The 14,407-nt window shown below is 71.1% G+C and carries 18 protein-coding genes; 12 read left to right on the top strand and 6 right to left on the bottom strand.

All coding sequences use genetic code 11. The features are described 5' to 3' along the window. Nucleotide 1 precedes the first annotated feature (1 nt). The 3 genes from O7543_RS14770 to O7543_RS14780 all read left to right on the top strand — a co-directional run bounded on the left by O7543_RS14770 (nt 2) and on the right by O7543_RS14780 (nt 3,291). Nucleotides 2-1,432 (top strand): aldehyde dehydrogenase family protein, encoded by a 1,431-nt coding sequence (locus O7543_RS14770; protein ID WP_281553291.1) that lies wholly within the window; start codon nt 2-4, stop codon nt 1,430-1,432. Then, entirely contained in the window at nt 1,425-2,267 is an 843-nt protein-coding gene (locus O7543_RS14775) for an aldehyde dehydrogenase family protein (RefSeq protein WP_281553290.1), read from the top strand. The genes O7543_RS14770 and O7543_RS14775 overlap by 8 nt, the downstream gene beginning before the upstream one ends. Nucleotides 2,268-2,385: 118 nt before the next feature. Further along, nucleotides 2,386-3,291, top strand: a complete 906-nt coding sequence (locus O7543_RS14780) for a DUF559 domain-containing protein (RefSeq protein ID WP_281553289.1) — start codon at nt 2,386-2,388, stop codon at nt 3,289-3,291. Nucleotides 3,292-3,380: 89 nt separating this feature from the next. On the opposite strand, the gene O7543_RS14785 is transcribed toward O7543_RS14780, so the two are convergent. Together O7543_RS14785 and O7543_RS14790 are read right to left on the bottom strand one after the other, a co-directional pair. Next, nucleotides 3,381-4,373 (bottom strand): serine hydrolase, encoded by a 993-nt coding sequence (locus O7543_RS14785; RefSeq protein ID WP_348650134.1) that lies wholly within the window; start codon nt 4,371-4,373, stop codon nt 3,381-3,383. A gap of 65 nt (nt 4,374-4,438) precedes the next feature. Beyond that, nucleotides 4,439-5,437, bottom strand: a complete 999-nt coding sequence (locus tag O7543_RS14790) for an NAD(P)-dependent alcohol dehydrogenase (protein WP_281553287.1) — start codon at nt 5,435-5,437, stop codon at nt 4,439-4,441. 194 nt (nt 5,438-5,631) lie between these two features. On the opposite strand from O7543_RS14790, the gene O7543_RS14795 reads away from it, so the two are divergent. From O7543_RS14795 to O7543_RS14805, 3 genes are read left to right on the top strand one after another with little or no spacing between them, the layout of a single operon-like run. Then, the gene (locus O7543_RS14795) at nt 5,632-6,852 is read left to right on the top strand and encodes a sensor histidine kinase (protein WP_281553286.1); all 1,221 of its coding nucleotides are present in this window, start codon (nt 5,632-5,634) and stop codon (nt 6,850-6,852) included. After that, nucleotides 6,849-7,523, top strand: a complete 675-nt coding sequence (locus O7543_RS14800; RefSeq protein WP_281553285.1) for a response regulator transcription factor — start codon at nt 6,849-6,851, stop codon at nt 7,521-7,523. Before O7543_RS14795 ends, O7543_RS14800 begins: the two co-directional genes overlap by 4 nt. Nucleotides 7,524-7,557: 34 nt before the next feature. Beyond that, nucleotides 7,558-8,688, top strand: coding sequence for a Fic family protein (locus O7543_RS14805; protein WP_281553284.1), 1,131 nt, complete (start codon nt 7,558-7,560; stop codon nt 8,686-8,688). Between the two features lie 4 nt (nt 8,689-8,692). Here O7543_RS14805 and O7543_RS14810 read toward each other — a convergent pair whose 3' ends face one another. Together O7543_RS14810 and O7543_RS14815 are read right to left on the bottom strand one after the other, a co-directional pair. Continuing rightward, nucleotides 8,693-8,905, bottom strand: coding sequence for a hypothetical protein (locus tag O7543_RS14810; RefSeq protein ID WP_281553283.1), 213 nt, complete (start codon nt 8,903-8,905; stop codon nt 8,693-8,695). Further along, nucleotides 8,902-9,492, bottom strand: a complete 591-nt coding sequence (locus O7543_RS14815; protein WP_281553282.1) for a hypothetical protein — start codon at nt 9,490-9,492, stop codon at nt 8,902-8,904. The genes O7543_RS14810 and O7543_RS14815 overlap by 4 nt, the downstream gene beginning before the upstream one ends. 166 nt (nt 9,493-9,658) lie before the next feature. On the opposite strand from O7543_RS14815, the gene O7543_RS14820 reads away from it, so the two are divergent. The 6 genes from O7543_RS14820 (at nt 9,659) to O7543_RS14845 (ending at nt 13,671) form a co-directional block, all read left to right on the top strand. After that, nucleotides 9,659-10,513: a helix-turn-helix transcriptional regulator gene (locus O7543_RS14820; protein ID WP_281553281.1), complete on the top strand. Its 855-nt coding sequence runs from the start codon at nt 9,659-9,661 to the stop codon at nt 10,511-10,513. Between the two features lie 25 nt (nt 10,514-10,538). Next, nucleotides 10,539-10,736, top strand: a complete 198-nt coding sequence (locus O7543_RS14825) for a DUF397 domain-containing protein (RefSeq protein ID WP_281553280.1) — start codon at nt 10,539-10,541, stop codon at nt 10,734-10,736. A gap of 31 nt (nt 10,737-10,767) precedes the next feature. Next, nucleotides 10,768-11,265 (top strand): HAD domain-containing protein, encoded by a 498-nt coding sequence (locus tag O7543_RS14830; protein ID WP_281553279.1) that lies wholly within the window; start codon nt 10,768-10,770, stop codon nt 11,263-11,265. A 221-nt stretch (nt 11,266-11,486) separates the two neighbouring features. Then, nucleotides 11,487-12,098: a nucleotidyltransferase domain-containing protein gene (locus tag O7543_RS14835; protein ID WP_281555434.1), complete on the top strand. Its 612-nt coding sequence runs from the start codon at nt 11,487-11,489 to the stop codon at nt 12,096-12,098. A gap of 80 nt (nt 12,099-12,178) precedes the next feature. Then, entirely contained in the window at nt 12,179-13,075 is an 897-nt protein-coding gene (locus O7543_RS14840) for an ADP-ribosylglycohydrolase family protein (protein ID WP_281555433.1), read from the top strand. 14 nt (nt 13,076-13,089) lie between these two features. Further along, the gene (locus O7543_RS14845) at nt 13,090-13,671 is read left to right on the top strand and encodes a hypothetical protein (RefSeq protein ID WP_281553278.1); all 582 of its coding nucleotides are present in this window, start codon (nt 13,090-13,092) and stop codon (nt 13,669-13,671) included. A 50-nt stretch (nt 13,672-13,721) separates the two neighbouring features. Here O7543_RS14845 and O7543_RS14850 read toward each other — a convergent pair whose 3' ends face one another. Beyond that, nucleotides 13,722-14,114 carry a VOC family protein gene (locus O7543_RS14850; RefSeq protein ID WP_281553277.1) on the bottom strand — a complete coding sequence of 131 codons (393 nt, stop codon included), beginning with the start codon at nt 14,112-14,114 and terminating at the stop codon, nt 13,722-13,724. Next, a complete protein-coding gene (locus O7543_RS14855; RefSeq protein WP_281553276.1) occupies nt 14,111-14,395 on the bottom strand; it encodes a metalloregulator ArsR/SmtB family transcription factor in 285 nt (94 codons plus the stop codon). The genes O7543_RS14850 and O7543_RS14855 overlap by 4 nt, the downstream gene beginning before the upstream one ends. Nucleotides 14,396-14,407: the final 12 nt, after the last annotated feature.

A 14,407-nucleotide genomic window follows, 5' to 3' on the forward strand; every position in this document is an offset into this window, starting at 1 on the left:
CGTGTTCGACTACGCACCGGCACCCGAGTCCCGCTCGGTCGTCACCATCCGCGACTCGTACGGTCTGTTCGTCGACGGCGAGTTCGTCGACCCGACCGACGGCGGCGCGCGCAAGACCGTCAACCCGGCCACCGAGGAGGTCCTCGCCGAGGTCGCCGAGGCCGGCCCCGGTGACGTGGACCGGGCGGTGGCCGCCGCGCGGGCCGCGTACCAGCGGGTCTGGGGTCCGATGCCCGGCCGGGACCGGGCCAAGTACCTGTTCCGGATCGCCCGGGCGCTCGCCGAACGCAGCCGCGAACTGGCGGTGCTGGAATCGCTGGACAACGGCAAACCGATCCGCGAGTCCCGCGACGTCGACCTGCCGTTGGCGTCGGCGCACTTCTTCTACTACGCCGGCTGGGCCGACAAGCTGCCGTACGCCGGTTTCGGCCCGGACCCGCGCCCGCTCGGCGTCGCCGGGCAGGTCATCCCGTGGAACTTCCCGCTGCTGATGCTGGCCTGGAAGATCGCCCCTGCGCTGGCCGCCGGCAACACGGTGGTGCTCAAACCGGCCGAGACGACCCCGCTGACCGCGCTGCTGTTCGCCGAGATCTGCCAGCAGGCCGACCTGCCGCCGGGCGTGGTCAACATCGTCACCGGTGCCGGCGCCACCGGGCAGGCCGTCGTCGCCCACCCGGATGTCGACAAAATCGCCTTCACCGGCTCCACCGAGGTCGGTCGGCAGATCGCCCGCGCGGTCGCCGGCAGCCGCAAGAAGCTGACCCTGGAGCTGGGCGGCAAGGCCGCCAACATCGTCTTCGACGACGCCCCGATCGATCAGGCCGTCGAAGGCATCGTCGACGGCATCTTCTTCAACCAGGGCCACGTCTGCTGCGCCGGTTCCCGGCTGCTGGTCCAGGAGTCGATCGCCGAGCCGCTACTGGAGTCGTTGAAGCGGCGGATGGCCCGGCTGCGCGTCGGCGACCCGCTGGACAAGAACACCGACGTCGGGGCGATCAACTCGGCCGCCCAGCTGGACCGGATCCGCACCCTGGCCGCAGCCGGCACCGACGAGGGCGCGCAGGCCTGGTCGCCGCCGTGCGACCTGCCGCAGCAGGGCTTCTGGTTCGCGCCGACCCTGTTCACCGGGGTCAGCCAGGCGCACCGGATCGCCCGCGAGGAGATCTTCGGCCCGGTGCTGTCCGTGCTGACCTTCCGCACCCCGGACGAGGCCATCGCCAAGGCCAACAACACACCGTACGGGCTGTCCGCCGGCATCTGGTCGGAGAAGGGTTCCCGGATCCTGTGGGCCGCCGACCGGCTGCGCGCCGGGGTGGTGTGGGCGAACACGTTCAACAAGTTCGACCCGACGTCGCCGTTCGGCGGCTACCAGGAGTCGGGCTACGGCCGCGAAGGCGGCCGGCACGGGCTGGAGGCGTACCTCGATGTCTGACAGTGGCGGCGTCACTACCCGGGTTGCCGTACGCAAGACGTACAAGCTGTTCATCGGCGGGAAGTTCCCGCGCAGCGAGTCGGGACGGACGTACCAGGTGCAGGACTCCAACGTGGCGCTCGCCTCGCGCAAGGACCTCCGCGACGCCGTCGTCGCCGCCCGGGCGGCGGTGAAAGGCTGGTCGGGCGCGACCGCGTACAACCGGGGTCAGATCCTCTACCGGGTCGCCGAGATGCTGGAGGGCCGACGCGAGCAGTTCGTCGCGCTCGGCGAGCCGGCCGGCGAGGTCGACGCGGCGATCGACCGCTGGGTCTGGTACGCCGGCTGGTCCGACAAGCTCCCCCAGGTGTACGGCGGCGTCAACCCGGTCGCCGGCCCGTACTTCAACCTGTCGACACCGGAGCCGACCGGGGTGGTCGGGGTCGTCGCGCCGGTCGAGCCGTCGCTGCTCGGCCTGGTCAGCGTCGTCGCCCCGGTGATCGTCAGCGGCAACACGGCGGTGGTGCTGGCCTCGCCGGCCCGTCCGCTGGCGGCGGTCACCCTGGCCGAGGTGCTGGCCACCAGTGACCTGCCCGCCGGGGTGGTCAACGTGTTGACCGGCAGGATCACCGAGACGGCGCCGTGGCTGGCGTCGCATCTGGACGTCGACGCGCTCGACCTGACCGGGGTGGCCGATCCGCAGTTGGCCGTCGAGTTGGAGCAGGCCGCCGCCGGCAACCTCAAACGGGTGCTGCGCCCAGCCGTCGGGTCGGTCGACTGGTCCGCCGATCCGGGCACCCGGCGGATGACCACGTTCCTGGAGACCAAGACCGTCTGGCATCCGAAGGGCAGCTGAACCCGCCACGGGTGGTTGCCGGGCAAGGTACGCGGACGGCAGACGCAACGTGTCGGATGGGTGACCGTCCGGCCGGTCAGGGCAGCGGCAGTGGCCGGCCGCCGGGCAGGCTACGCCGGTGTCCCGCGTCGCCAGTGTCCCGAATCAGCTGAGTTTCCTCCCGTTCTCCGGTAGCCACGCCGTCGCCGCCGGCCTGCTCAGCAAACGGATGCTGGCCGGGCCGGCGTGGTGTCGGCTGCTGCCCGACGTCTATGTGCACGCTGCGGCGTTCGACCCCGACGACCATCGGATGTGGTGCAACGCGGTGGCACTGAAACTGCCGGCCGGCGCTGCGGTCTGCGGGCTGAGCGCCGCGTACCTCTGGGGAGTCGACCTGCTCCCCCGGCGCAGCCCAGTTCATGTCGTACTGCCCCGGACCGGTCGGATCCGGCGGCACCCACGCATCGCCGTCACCAACTCGACGCTGGCCGTCGACGACGCCGTTCTGCTCAGTGCGGTGCCGGTGACCACGGAGGTCCGTACCGCCTTCGACCTGGGACGCACGTTGCCGCGCCCGGACGCGGTCGCTGCCGTCGACGCGCTGCTGCACCGCCGGCTGCTGCGCACCGAGGCACTCGCCGGCTACCTTGACAGCCATCCGCGCTGGCCCGGCGCCCGGCAACTGCGTGAGCTGGTCGGCCTGGTCGAGCCGCTGGCCGAGTCGCCGATGGAGAGCCGGCTGCGGCTGCTGCTGCACGACGCCGGCCTGCCCCGACCGGTGCCGCAGCACAAGGTCGCGGATCCGCGGGGGCGCTTCATCGGCCGCGTCGACCTCGCCTACCCGCAGTGGCGGATCGCCCTCGAATATGAGGGTGACCATCACCGGGGTAGGGCCACTTTCCGCCGGGATGTCCACCGCTACAACGCGCTGCGGGCCGCCGGCTGGCTGGTGTTGCGCTTCACTGCGGACCACGTACTCCGCAAATGCGAGCAAATCGTACAGGATGTCCGGCAGGCGATCGACGAACGCCGCACCCAACCGTGACGGGCGTCGCGCCCAACCGTGACGAGCCGAACACCAGATACCTCATCTTCCCGCCGACAGGTACCTGGTGTTCGGCTCGTGCCGGGTGGCTAGGTGACGTCGAGCGCGGGCAGGATGATCTGCTCCAGCACCGCGACCGGGGTACGCCACTGCTCAGGGTCGTCGTAGTTGCCGGCGGTCACCGCCACGGCGAGCTCCAGGTCGGGCAGGACGATCAGGCGCTGGCCGCCGTTGCCCATCGCCGAGGCCGTTCGATGACCGGCGAGGGCCTGCAAATACCAGTGGTAGCCGTACTCAGCGGACCAACCGGTCGGCAGACGTGGCTCGAGCATCTCGCTGATCCAGCTGGCCGGCACCAGTCGACGGCCGGCCCAGACCCCGCCGGCCAGCACCAGCTCGCCGATCCGGGCCAGGTCGCGCGGGGCGAGCCGCAGCCCGGACGCGGGCGAGGCCACCCCGTCGTCGCCGGCCATCCAGTGGAACTGCTCGACGCCGAGCGGCGCGAACAACTTCGCCCGGCCGTACGCCTCCAACGCCTGCCCGGTGCCGTCGGCGATCAGCTTGCCGAGCAGCGCGGTCGCACCGCCGCAGTAGGCCCAGCGCTCGCCGGGTGGCTCCACGATCGGCCGCTCCAAAACATACCGGTAGCGGTCCGGGGCCAGCTCCATGGCGATCTCAGCGTTGTCCGGGCTGTCGTACGGGACGTCCTCACGCCAGTCCAGCCCCAGCGACATGGTCAGCGCGTGCTCGACAGTGAGCCTTGCCCGCTGTGGGTCGGTCGCCAGGTCGGGATACTCGGGGAACTGCCCCAGCAGCGGCTGCCCCGGGGCCGGGACGAGCCCGTCGCCGAGAGCGATGCCGTACAGCAGGGCGGTCACGCTCTTGGTGACCGAGCGCAGGTCGTGCAACGTCGCCGGGCCGAAGTCGACCTGCCCCAGGGAGTGCTCCCAGGAGAAGTCCTCGCCGGTGCCGTAGTGCTCCCACAGGGTCTCGCCACGGCGTACCACCACGACCGCGTGCAGCCCGTCGACCTGCCCAACCCGCTCGGCCCCGGCCAGCAGCTCGCCCATCCGACTCGTCATCATCGCCACCCCCGCCCGGCACCGAGGATATGTCGAACCGTCGATCATCGCCGTCCCCTGCGCCGTCACATCCTCACCACCACCTTGGCGCGGGCGTGCTCGGTCTCGACGTACCGGATCGCCGCCGACACCTCACTCAGCGGAAACGTCCGTTCCACGACCGGAGTCAACTTGCCCGCCTCGACCAGCTCCCGCAGCGCCGCCAGATGCCCACGGCCCGCTGTCGCCGACGGCGCGACGATGCGCTGCCTGACGAACCGCCCCACCAGCGGCCCGCGCAGCAGCAGACCCAGCGGCCCGAACACACTGCCGCCGGTGGACACGCCGCCACCGGACAGCAGCAGCGTCCCGTCCGGGGTCAGCACCCGCCGGAAATCGGCCAACGACCGGTTGCCGACCAGGTCGAGCAGCACGTCGTAGCGGCGGCCGGCCCGGACGGCGTCGGTACGGGCGAAGTCCTCCCGGGTGTAGTCGACGACGTGGTCGGCACCGAGCGACCTGACCAGCTCGACGTTGCGGGTCCGGCACACCGCCGTCACCTGTGCGCCGTACGCCTTGGCCAGCTGCACCGCGAAGGTGCCGACCCCACCGGACGCCCCGTTGATCAGGACGTGCTGCCCGGCCCGCAGGTCGGCGGCGTCCCGCAGGCAGACCAGGGCGGTGGTGGCGGCCAGCGGCACCGCCGCCGCCTGCGCAAAGCCCAGGTTCGCCGGCTTCGTCTCGACCAGGTTCTCCGGTACGCACAGGTACTCGGCGAACGCGCCACCGGCGGCGCCGGCCTCGCCGTACACCTCGTCACCGGGGCGGAACCGGGTCACCGCGCCGCCGACCGCCTCGACCCGGCCGGCGAAGTCCTGTCCGCGCACGGCCGTGCGGGGCCGGCGCAGCCCGAACGACAACCGGGCCAGGTACGGGTCGCCGCGCATCGCGTGCCAGTCGTACGCGTTGACCGAGCTGGCGTGCACCCGGACCAGCACCTCGCCGTCGCCGGGGGTCGGGGTGTCGACGTCGCGCAACCGCAGGACGTCAGGTGAGCCGTACCGGTCCTGGACCATCGCCTTCATCGCTGATTCTCCTCACTGGATTCTCTGGTGTCCACAGCTTGTCGGCAAAGGCCGGGGCGGCGCGTCGGCGCGGCGGCGGCACCGCTACTGCGCCCGGCGCGGTAGCGCGGTGGCCGGCCTACTCCCCCGGGCGTACGCCGGGCTGCCGCCGTCGGGGCTGCCGCCGTCGCCGCCGGCCGGCCTACAGTCGGCGCATGCCCCGGTCGCAGCCCGACACCGACGCTGGCCCGGCCGCGCCGCACTGGCGGTCGGCGGCAGCGGACGCCGGCCCGGCGGGGTCGCGACGCGGGCCCGGACTGGCGGTGCTGACCGCGATCGGGCAGCCGGTCGGCACTGCGGTCGCCGCCAGCTGGCAGTCCGGCAACGTCTCGATCATCGGGTACGCGCTGCTGGTGTTCAGTGGGCTGGCCTTGGCCGACCGGCACCGGTCGCCTCGGCGCAACTTCCTGATCGTGGTCGCCGCGACCTTGGCGTACCACCTGCTGGACCAGCCGGCCGGGGTGACGCTGCTGGCGCCGATGATCGCCGCGTCGGCGGCGCGGGCCGCCGGTCACCGCTGGCTGGTCGGGGTGGCGGCGGTGACCTCGTACGGCATCTGGGTGCTGGTCACCGGGGCGACGCTGCGGCAGGCGACGCTGGCGTTGGTGCTGATCGTCGCCGCCGGGCTGGTCACCGAGATCGGCACCCTCGTCGCCGACCGGGTCCGCGAGGGCGTCGCGGAGCAGCGCCGGCTATCCGAGGAGCGGCAGCGCCGCCGGGCCACCGAGCAACGGCTGCTGATCGCCGCCGAGCTGCACGACGTACTCGGGCACCACCTGTCGCTGATCAACGTACGGGCCGGGGTCGGTCTGCACCTGATGGACCGCGACCCGGAACAGGCCCGCGCGGCGTTGGAGGCGATCGCGCAGTCCAGCGCGGAGGCGTTGCGCGAGGTCCGGGCGGTGCTCGACACGCTCTACCCGCGCGGCGAGGCCGCGCCGCGCGCCCCGGCGCCGGGGCTGGACCGGCTCGGCGAGTTGACCGACGACGCGGCGGTGCCGACCCGGACGGTGATCGACGGCCCGGCCCGGCCGCTGCCGGCCGCCGTGGACCGAGCCGCGTACCGGATCGTGCAGGAGGCGTTGACCAACGTCCGCCGGCACGCCGGCCCGGGTGCCGCCGCCACCGTCACCATCGGATACCGGCAGGATGCGGTGATGCTGCAGATCGACGACGACGGCGCCGGTGCACCGGGGCCGGCCGCATCCGTGGCTCCTGCTCCGGCTGGCAACGGGATCACCGGGATGCGGGAGCGGGCCGCCGCGCTGGGCGGCGAGTTGACCGCAGGTCCGGCGCCGGACGGTGCCGGCGGTTGGCGGGTACGGGCCCACCTGCCGCTGCCCACCGACTCGCAGGCTGAGGAGACGTCGACGTGATCCGGGTGCTGCTGGTCGACGATCAGGTGCTGGTCCGGGCCGGATTCCGGGCGCTGCTGGCCGCCGAGGGAGACATCGAGGTCGTCGGTGAGGCCGGCGATGGCGCGCAGGCGGTCCGGCTGGCCGGGCAGACCCGACCGGACGTGGTCCTGATGGACATCCGGATGCCCGGGGTGGACGGGTTGACCGCCACCCGGCAGATCGCCGCCGACCCGCGACTGTCCGAGGTACGGATCATCGTGCTGACCACGTTCGAGCTCGACGAGTACGTCGGCGAGGCGCTGCGCGCCGGGGCGGCCGGCTTTCTGGTGAAGAACACGCAGCCGGCCGAGCTGATCCAGGGGGTACGGGTGGTCGCAGCCGGCGACGGTCTGCTGTCGCCGAGTGTGACCCGGCGGGTGATCGAGCAGTTCGCCGCCCGTACCGCCGCTCCGGCCGCACCCCGGCGGTTGGCCGAGCTGACCGAGCTGACCGAGCGGGAGCGGGAGGTGGTGGCGTTGGTCGGCACCGGGCTGTCCAACGACGAGATCGCCGCCCGGCTGGTGGTCAGCCCGGCGACGGCGAAGACGCACGTGTCCCGGGCGATGGTCAAACTCGGTGCCCGGGACCGCGCCCAGCTGGTCGTGTTCGCGTACGAGGCCGGCCTGGTCCGCCCCGGCTGGTTACCCTGATCCGTAGATGCCACTGCTCTTGTAGCATAGTGGCATGCTCTACGCGATGCCGCAGCTCGACGCCGCCGACCGGCGGGTGCTGCACGAGTTGGACCAGATGCGTGCCGACCTGCGGCTGCAGCTACGGTCCACCCCACGCTGGGCGGGTCAACTGCGGCGGAGCCTGTTCGCCGCCGCGATCCAGGGCTCGAACACCATCGAGCACATCACGATCAGCGGTTCGGACGCCCGAGCACTTGTCGAGCAGGCGCCCATGTCGGCGGAGACCAGCGACGAGGTCCGCCAGGCGGTCGTCGGCTACCGCGATGCGATGACGTACGTGCAGCAGACGCCTGAGTTGGACTTCTTCGAATACTCGCAGACTCTGCTCTCGGCCTTGCACTTCATGATCACCAAGTATCAGCCGGCGAAATGGCCCGGCCGTTATCGGACCGGCGGGATCTTCGTAACCAGTGCCGACCCGCTGGAGCCCGTGTACACCGGCCCGGACGCGGAACGGGTCCCCGGGCTGATGGGCGAACTGGTCGACTGGCTCCGCCACGGCGACCTCGACGCGCCGGCGTACGCGCGAGCGGCGATGGCCCACCTGAACCTCGTCGGCATCCACCCCTGGCGCGATGGCAACGGGCGTACGGCCCGAGCCCTGCACACCCTGGTGCTGGCCCGCACCGGCGAACTCGCCGCCGAGTTCTCCTCGATCGAGGAGTGGCTGGGCGAGCAGATCAACACGGTCCAGTACTACGAGGCACTGCGGTCCGCTCAGGACGGCAGCTTCCAACCGGATCGCGATGCCCACCCCTGGCTGCGGTTCGTGCTGGCGGCGCATCACCGGCAGGCGCAGCGGGTGAAACGGCGCTCCGAGTGGACAGTTCGACTGTGGATGGATTTGGAACGCCTCACCGAGCAGCAGGGCCTGCCCGGACGGGTCGTCTCGGCGCTCTACGCCGCCGCCGCCGGCGAGCTACGGCGGACCACGTATCAACAGGACGAAGGCCTCAGCCGCGATCAGGCCATCCGCGACGTGCAGGCGCTGACCCGCGCCGGCCTGCTGACGCCGCGCGGCAACGCGACCTCCCGGGTCTATCTGCCCGCCGGGGCGGCGGCCGAGATCGCCCAGGCCGCGACCGCAGCCGTACGCGGGCCGGGCCGCGACCCCTACCAGTAGCCACTCAGGGGATCACCTGGGGAGGGTGCTGTTCGGTGTACCAGGCGGGCGGTTCGGGTGCGGCGGTGGTAGCGGTGATCCCGCCCCAGCGGTCGCGGCAGACGTACGCCAGGTCGGCGTGGATCCACCTGCCGTCGTTGTCGCGCAGCACCGGCCGGCCGCAGTGCCGGCACGGCGCGACCCTCGGGTACGGCGGCGTGACCGGGGTGCCGGTCACGTCAGTGTGCCGTCAGCGTCGCCGGTGCCGTCGCCGTCGCCCCAGCACAACCCGCCCAGCCCAGCCGCCCGGTGGAACCCCGGGTGGTGGCGGACCTCCGCACACACCTCACCGTCCGGACCACGTACGCCGCAGAACAGCGGCTCGTTGAAGTCCCACGCCTCCGCCCGGGACAGCAGCGGCGCGTGCTCACCTAACTCCGGGCACAGGATGGTGAGCCCTTCGGCGTACGCGACGGCCTGCTCCCGAGCGGTGTCGAAGTCGACGGCGGCAAACGTCAGGTGCAGCGTGTACCGACCGCGCCGGTCGTACCGCAGCCAGTCCGGCAGGTTGCCGATCCCACCCGGACCGTCGCCGCCACCGTTGACCCGCGCCGCCGGGCGGCGACGCTCACGCTCGTTGAGGTAGCGGTTGACCAGCGCTTCGGCGTGCCCGGCCGGGCCGACCCCGGTGCCGAGGGCGTGCGCGACGGCGGCCCGCGCCGGTTCGGACAGGTCAGCCCGATCGAGTACGGCGAACAGGTCCCGGTTTCGCTGCGTCGGATCGAGGGTCGGGTCGGTCCAGCGTGCTGAACGGTTGTCGGTCACGGACACCTCCAGGGCAGTGGCGACGTCGTCATCCTGCCCTCAGCATGCATCCACGTACACAAAAATACAACGTCGCAACGAACTTCCGTTAGAGAGATCTGTAGTACATACTTCGATCGAACTCACATCGCCGCTGCCAGACCCGGATGCACCCGGAGGTGTTCTCGTGGCACAGGTTCCGAGCCCGACGATCCGCGCTCGCCGGTTACGCCGGGAGCTACGTCGGCTCCGTGACTCGGCCGGTCTGACGGCCGAGGAGGTCGCCCGCCGCTTGGGCTGGCACCGCACCAAGGTCATCCGGCTCGAACACGGCCACTCACGGATAACGCTCAAGGACACCGAGCAAATGCTGGCCCTCTACGAGGCGTCCGATGAGGACCGCGAGTCGTTGACCGCGCTCGCCAAGCAGGCCCGGCAGAAGGGCTGGTGGAGCGCGTACGGCGACGTACTGCCCGACGACTACGTCGGCTTCGAGGCGGAGGCCACCGCGATCAGCGCATTCGAGAGTCTGTACGTGCCGGGACTGTTGCAGACCGAGGAGTACGCCCGCGCCATCATCCACGCCGGCCGCAGCACCGCCGACGCGGACGAGATCGACCGGCGGGTCGCCGCCCGGCTCGCCCGCAAGTCGCTGCTGTCGCGGGACATGCCGCCGAGACTCTGGATCGTCCTCGACGAGGCGGCGATCCGCCGGGTCGTCGGTGGTCCGAAGGTGATGCGCACCCAGCTCACCCGGCTCATTGCTGCCTGCGCCCAGCCGTCGATCGAGCTGCAGATCGTGCCGTTCGGGGCAGGCGCGCACGCCGCCATGGCCGGCCCGTTCACCATCCTCGGCTACGCCGACCCGATCCTCGACCCATCCATCGTCTACATCGAGAACGATGCGAACACCCTGTTGCTGGAGGAGGATGCCCACGTGGCGCGATGTAAGCTCATGTTCGACCACCTCCGCGCCAAGGCCATGGACCCGGACGAGTCCGGCAGGTCCCTGGCTCGGGCGGCAGAGGAGCTTCCCGACTGACCCGACCGGCCAGAGGAGACGCGGGATGACCGCACCAGACATGTCCCGCGCTCACTGGCGCAAAAGCAGCCGCAGCAGCGCCAGCGGCTCGAACTGCGTCGAGGTGGCCACGCTGGCCGGCGGTTCGATCGGCGTACGCGACTCCAAGGACCCGCACGGCCCGACGCTCCTCTTCCCCACCGGCGCATGGACGGCGTTCCTCACCACAGTGTCCGGCTGCTGACCCGACCGGTCCGCCTTCCGCTACGACACCCGTGCCCGCCGACCGCCCGTACGTCTTCCTCGACGTCGACGGAGTGCTGATTCCCCTCGCCGCTCGCGCGACCAGCCGGTCACCTTCGCCCCACCGTGCGGCTCATCTTGACTCGATCGGCAATCCGCTGCTGGCGCGGGTCGATCCGGAGGACGGCCGCCGGCTGCTGGCACTCGATTGCCAACTCGTCTGGGCGACCACCTGGATTGACGAGGCGAACGAGGTCGTCGCACCACTGCTCGGCCTGCCGGAACTGCCGGTCGTTGCATGGCCGGACTCCGACGACGAGCCCCCGCGCGGCATGCACTGGAAGACGCCGTTCCTCACCAGCTGGGCGGCCGGACACGCCTTCGTCTGGCTCGACGACGAGATCACCGACCTGGACCGACACTGGGTGTCCGCGCACCACCCAGGCAAGGCCCTGCTGCACCGCGTCGACCCGCATCTCGGCCTCACCGACGCCGACTTATCCACCGTCGGCCAGTGGCTCGCGGCCTGACTGCAGCAGTGCCGCGTCGATGTGAGGCTGAAACACGCTACGAGCGCGTCGTGAGGTATCTCAGCCTCACATCGATGAAGCGCTCCAGCCCTCGCCATGATCACTTAATGCTCTGCTGGGAGAATGTCGGCGTGTCGCCCAGCAGAGCGTCAAGTGATCATGGCGAGCCACAGTACGCCGAACGCCGTGCCGCCTGGGCGAACGCGGTCACCTCGCCGGAGCTGTTCACCGTCGCTGCTGTCCTCGTTGGCCGGGTCGTCGGCTGCGCGGCGACCCGGGCGTTCTGGCAGCTGGACAAGCCGCCCACCCATCTCGACGGGCCGGCACCGGAGCAGTTCTCCTGGGAGTTCGAACGGTTCTGCACCCTGGCGCTGCAGGGCAACCCGACCGTCCTGGAGGTGCTCTGGTCCCCGCTGGTCGAGACGTTGCGCGAGGATGGCGAGGAGTTGCTGGCCACCCGGCAGGCGTTCCTGTCGACCCGGCTGGCCCAGACGTACGGCGGCTACGCCCGCGACCAGCTCGACCGGGTGACGGCCCGCCGCGAACGCACCGGCGAGACCAACCACAAGCAGACCATGCACATGATCCGGCTGCTGACCGCCGGCGCGCACGTACTGCGCACGGGGCAGGTCCTGGTCGACGTGGGACCGTTGCGGGACCGGCTGCTCGCCCTCCGGCGCGGCGAGCTGCCGTGGGCGGCGGTCACCCGCTGGGCGGCGGACCTGCTGGCCGAGCTCGACAACGCGGCGGCACGCACCGCACTGCCGGAACAACCCGACCGGGCCGCCGTCGACCGGCTGCTCATCGCCGTACGGGAAAGGAACCTGGGTTGACTGTCGACGTGCCGCCACGGGCGCAGGATGACAGCCAGGGCTACCGGGCCGCCGCCGCAACTGGCAGAGTCTGCGTCAACATGACGTCGCTCGACCTCTGCTCCGACAGTCTGGACGGGCTTTCCGTCGGTGATGCCCTCGGCGCCCAGTTCTTCGTCCCCGGCACCAGCCTTGCCGCGTTGCTCGACGGGGACCCACCGGCCGGGCCGTGGCCCTGGACCGACGACACCGAGATGGCCTGCTCGATCGTCGCCGAGCTGCGGGAGCACGACGGCATCGACCAGGACCGTCTGGCGGCCCGGTTCGCCGAGCACTTCGAGCCGTACCGTGGCTATGGTGCCGGCGCGGTGGTCCTGCTGCGCCAGGTACGCCAGGGCGTCGCCTGGCGGGACGCGGCCGGCGCGGCGTTCGACGGCCAGGGATCGATGGGCAACGGCGCGGCGATGCGGGTCGCCCCGCTCGGCGCGTTCCACGCCGGCGACAACCGTACCGCCGCTTTGCAGGCCTGGCGGTCGGCGGAGGTCACCCACGCCCACCCGGAAGCCATCATGGGCGCGGTGGCGGTCGCCGTCGCGGCGGCCGAAGCCGGCTGGTCCCGACTGAACCGGTCCCGGCCCGAACCGGCCGAGCTGCTCGACGTGGTGCTGGCCCACCTGATCGACGGCCGACTGCGGGCAGGGATCGTCCGGGCCAGACGGTTGCTGGGGGTCAGCGTCGCCGAGGCGGCGTACGAGTTGGGCAACGGGTCGCAGGTGCTGGCCTTCGACACCGTTCCGTTCGCGCTGTGGGTCGCCGCGACCCGGCTCGACGACTACCCGGCGGCGATCCACGCCTGCGTCGAGGCCGGCGGTGACGTCGACACGACCGCGGCGATCGTCGGCGGCGTCGTGGCCGCGTACACCGGCTCCGGACCCGGCGGAATTCCGGCGCGGTGGCTGGCCCGCCGCGAACCACTTCCCGACCACGTACGCCGATGACGTCCCTGCCTGCCATGCAGCGATCAGCGGATCCGGCTGACACGGCGGTCAACAACATCGTCCTCGTCACCGGCGAGGAGGGCGCCGGAAAGTCGACGATCCTGCGTGCGCTGCTCCCCTGCACGACTGACGGCACGCGGGTCGACGCCGAGGACATCGGGCAGACCAACCCGTGCCCGATGGACGACGGGTTCTTCGATCTGCTCCGCCGCAACATCGCAGCTCTGGTGACAAACTTCTGGGCTGCCGGCTATGTCAATGTCCTCACCGGCAGCTTCCTGCGCGACTACGACGACTATCGGGCGTTCCAGCAACTCCTGCCGCCTCAGACGGCGGTGTTCCTGGTCGAGTTGCTGGTCGACCGAGCCGTACGCGACCAGCGCCGGCTCACCCGGGCGAAGCGGACGACACAGCGATGGCGTGACCGGGTCGATCTGATCCCGGAAGATCGGACCATCCGCGAGGCTCTCGATGCCGACTACCGCTACATCGGCATCGACACGACAACATCGGACGTTGCCGAGACTGTACGGCGGATCATGGATGAAATCCCGGAGATCTACGTCCCGCCGATGCGGTGTCGACCGGCTCAGTAGTGGTCGGACCGAACCAGAACCTGGCTACCTCATCGCGTCGAGATCAGGGGTCAGGCTGGGCTGACCAGTTGGATGAGGTTGCCGCAGGTGTCGTCGAGTACCGCGCCGACGAACGGGCCCATCGGCGTGGGGGTCTGGATGAAGGTGACCCCGTCGGCCTGCAGCACCCGGTAGGCCTCCTCGACGTCGTCCACGGCGAACGATGCCGCCGGGATTCCCTGCTCGGCGAGCGACTGCTTGTACGCCTGGGCGGCCGGGTTCTCGTCGGGCTCCAGCAGCAGTTCGACGCCGTCCGGGGCGTCGGCACCGACCACGGTGAGCCACCGGTGTTCCCCGACCGGGAAGTCGGTCTTGGGGACGAAGCCGAGCTTGTCGGTGTAGAAGGCGAGCGCCTTGGCCTGATCGTCGACGAAGACGCTGGTCACGTAGATGCGGGCTTTCATGTCTTCTCCTCATCGCTGAGTGGCCACCGCTCGATGATCGAGCGCAGCGGCCGGGTGTCGAGGTAGTGGAGTTTGGTGCGACCGACCCGTTCGGAGCGGACGAGTCCGGCCTCCTCCAGCACGGCCAGGTGCTGCGAGATCGCCTGCCGGGTGGAGGTGGTGCCGTGTTCGGTGAGCAGGCGGGTGCAGATTTCGAACAGGCTCATCCCGCCCTTGCGGGCGAGCTCGTCCATGATCCGCCGCCGGGTCGGGTCTGCGAGTGCCCGGTAGAGAACCGCCACCCGTCCCACAAT

It is taken from the genome of Solwaraspora sp. WMMA2080, assembly GCF_027497395.1.
GTDB lineage: Bacteria > Actinomycetota > Actinomycetes > Mycobacteriales > Micromonosporaceae > Micromonospora_E.

What these genes read in the sequence shown, in the direction of transcription:
- O7543_RS14775 (WP_281553290.1), top strand. Translation starts at nt 1,425, where the DNA reads ATGTCTGACAGTGGCGGCGTCACTACCCGGGTTGCCGTACGCAAGACG.
- O7543_RS14785 (WP_348650134.1), bottom strand. Translation starts at nt 4,373, where the DNA reads ATGACGAGTCGGATGGGCGAGCTGCTGGCCGGGGCCGAGCGGGTTGGG.
- O7543_RS14790 (WP_281553287.1), bottom strand. Translation starts at nt 5,437, where the DNA reads ATGAAGGCGATGGTCCAGGACCGGTACGGCTCACCTGACGTCCTGCGG.
- O7543_RS14795 (WP_281553286.1), top strand. Translation starts at nt 5,632, where the DNA reads ATGCCCCGGTCGCAGCCCGACACCGACGCTGGCCCGGCCGCGCCGCAC.
- O7543_RS14805 (WP_281553284.1), top strand. Translation starts at nt 7,558, where the DNA reads ATGCTCTACGCGATGCCGCAGCTCGACGCCGCCGACCGGCGGGTGCTG.
- O7543_RS14825 (WP_281553280.1), top strand. Translation starts at nt 10,539, where the DNA reads ATGACCGCACCAGACATGTCCCGCGCTCACTGGCGCAAAAGCAGCCGC.
- O7543_RS14840 (WP_281555433.1), top strand. Translation starts at nt 12,179, where the DNA reads ATGACGTCGCTCGACCTCTGCTCCGACAGTCTGGACGGGCTTTCCGTC.
- O7543_RS14845 (WP_281553278.1), top strand. Translation starts at nt 13,090, where the DNA reads ATGCAGCGATCAGCGGATCCGGCTGACACGGCGGTCAACAACATCGTC.
- O7543_RS14850 (WP_281553277.1), bottom strand. Translation starts at nt 14,114, where the DNA reads ATGAAAGCCCGCATCTACGTGACCAGCGTCTTCGTCGACGATCAGGCC.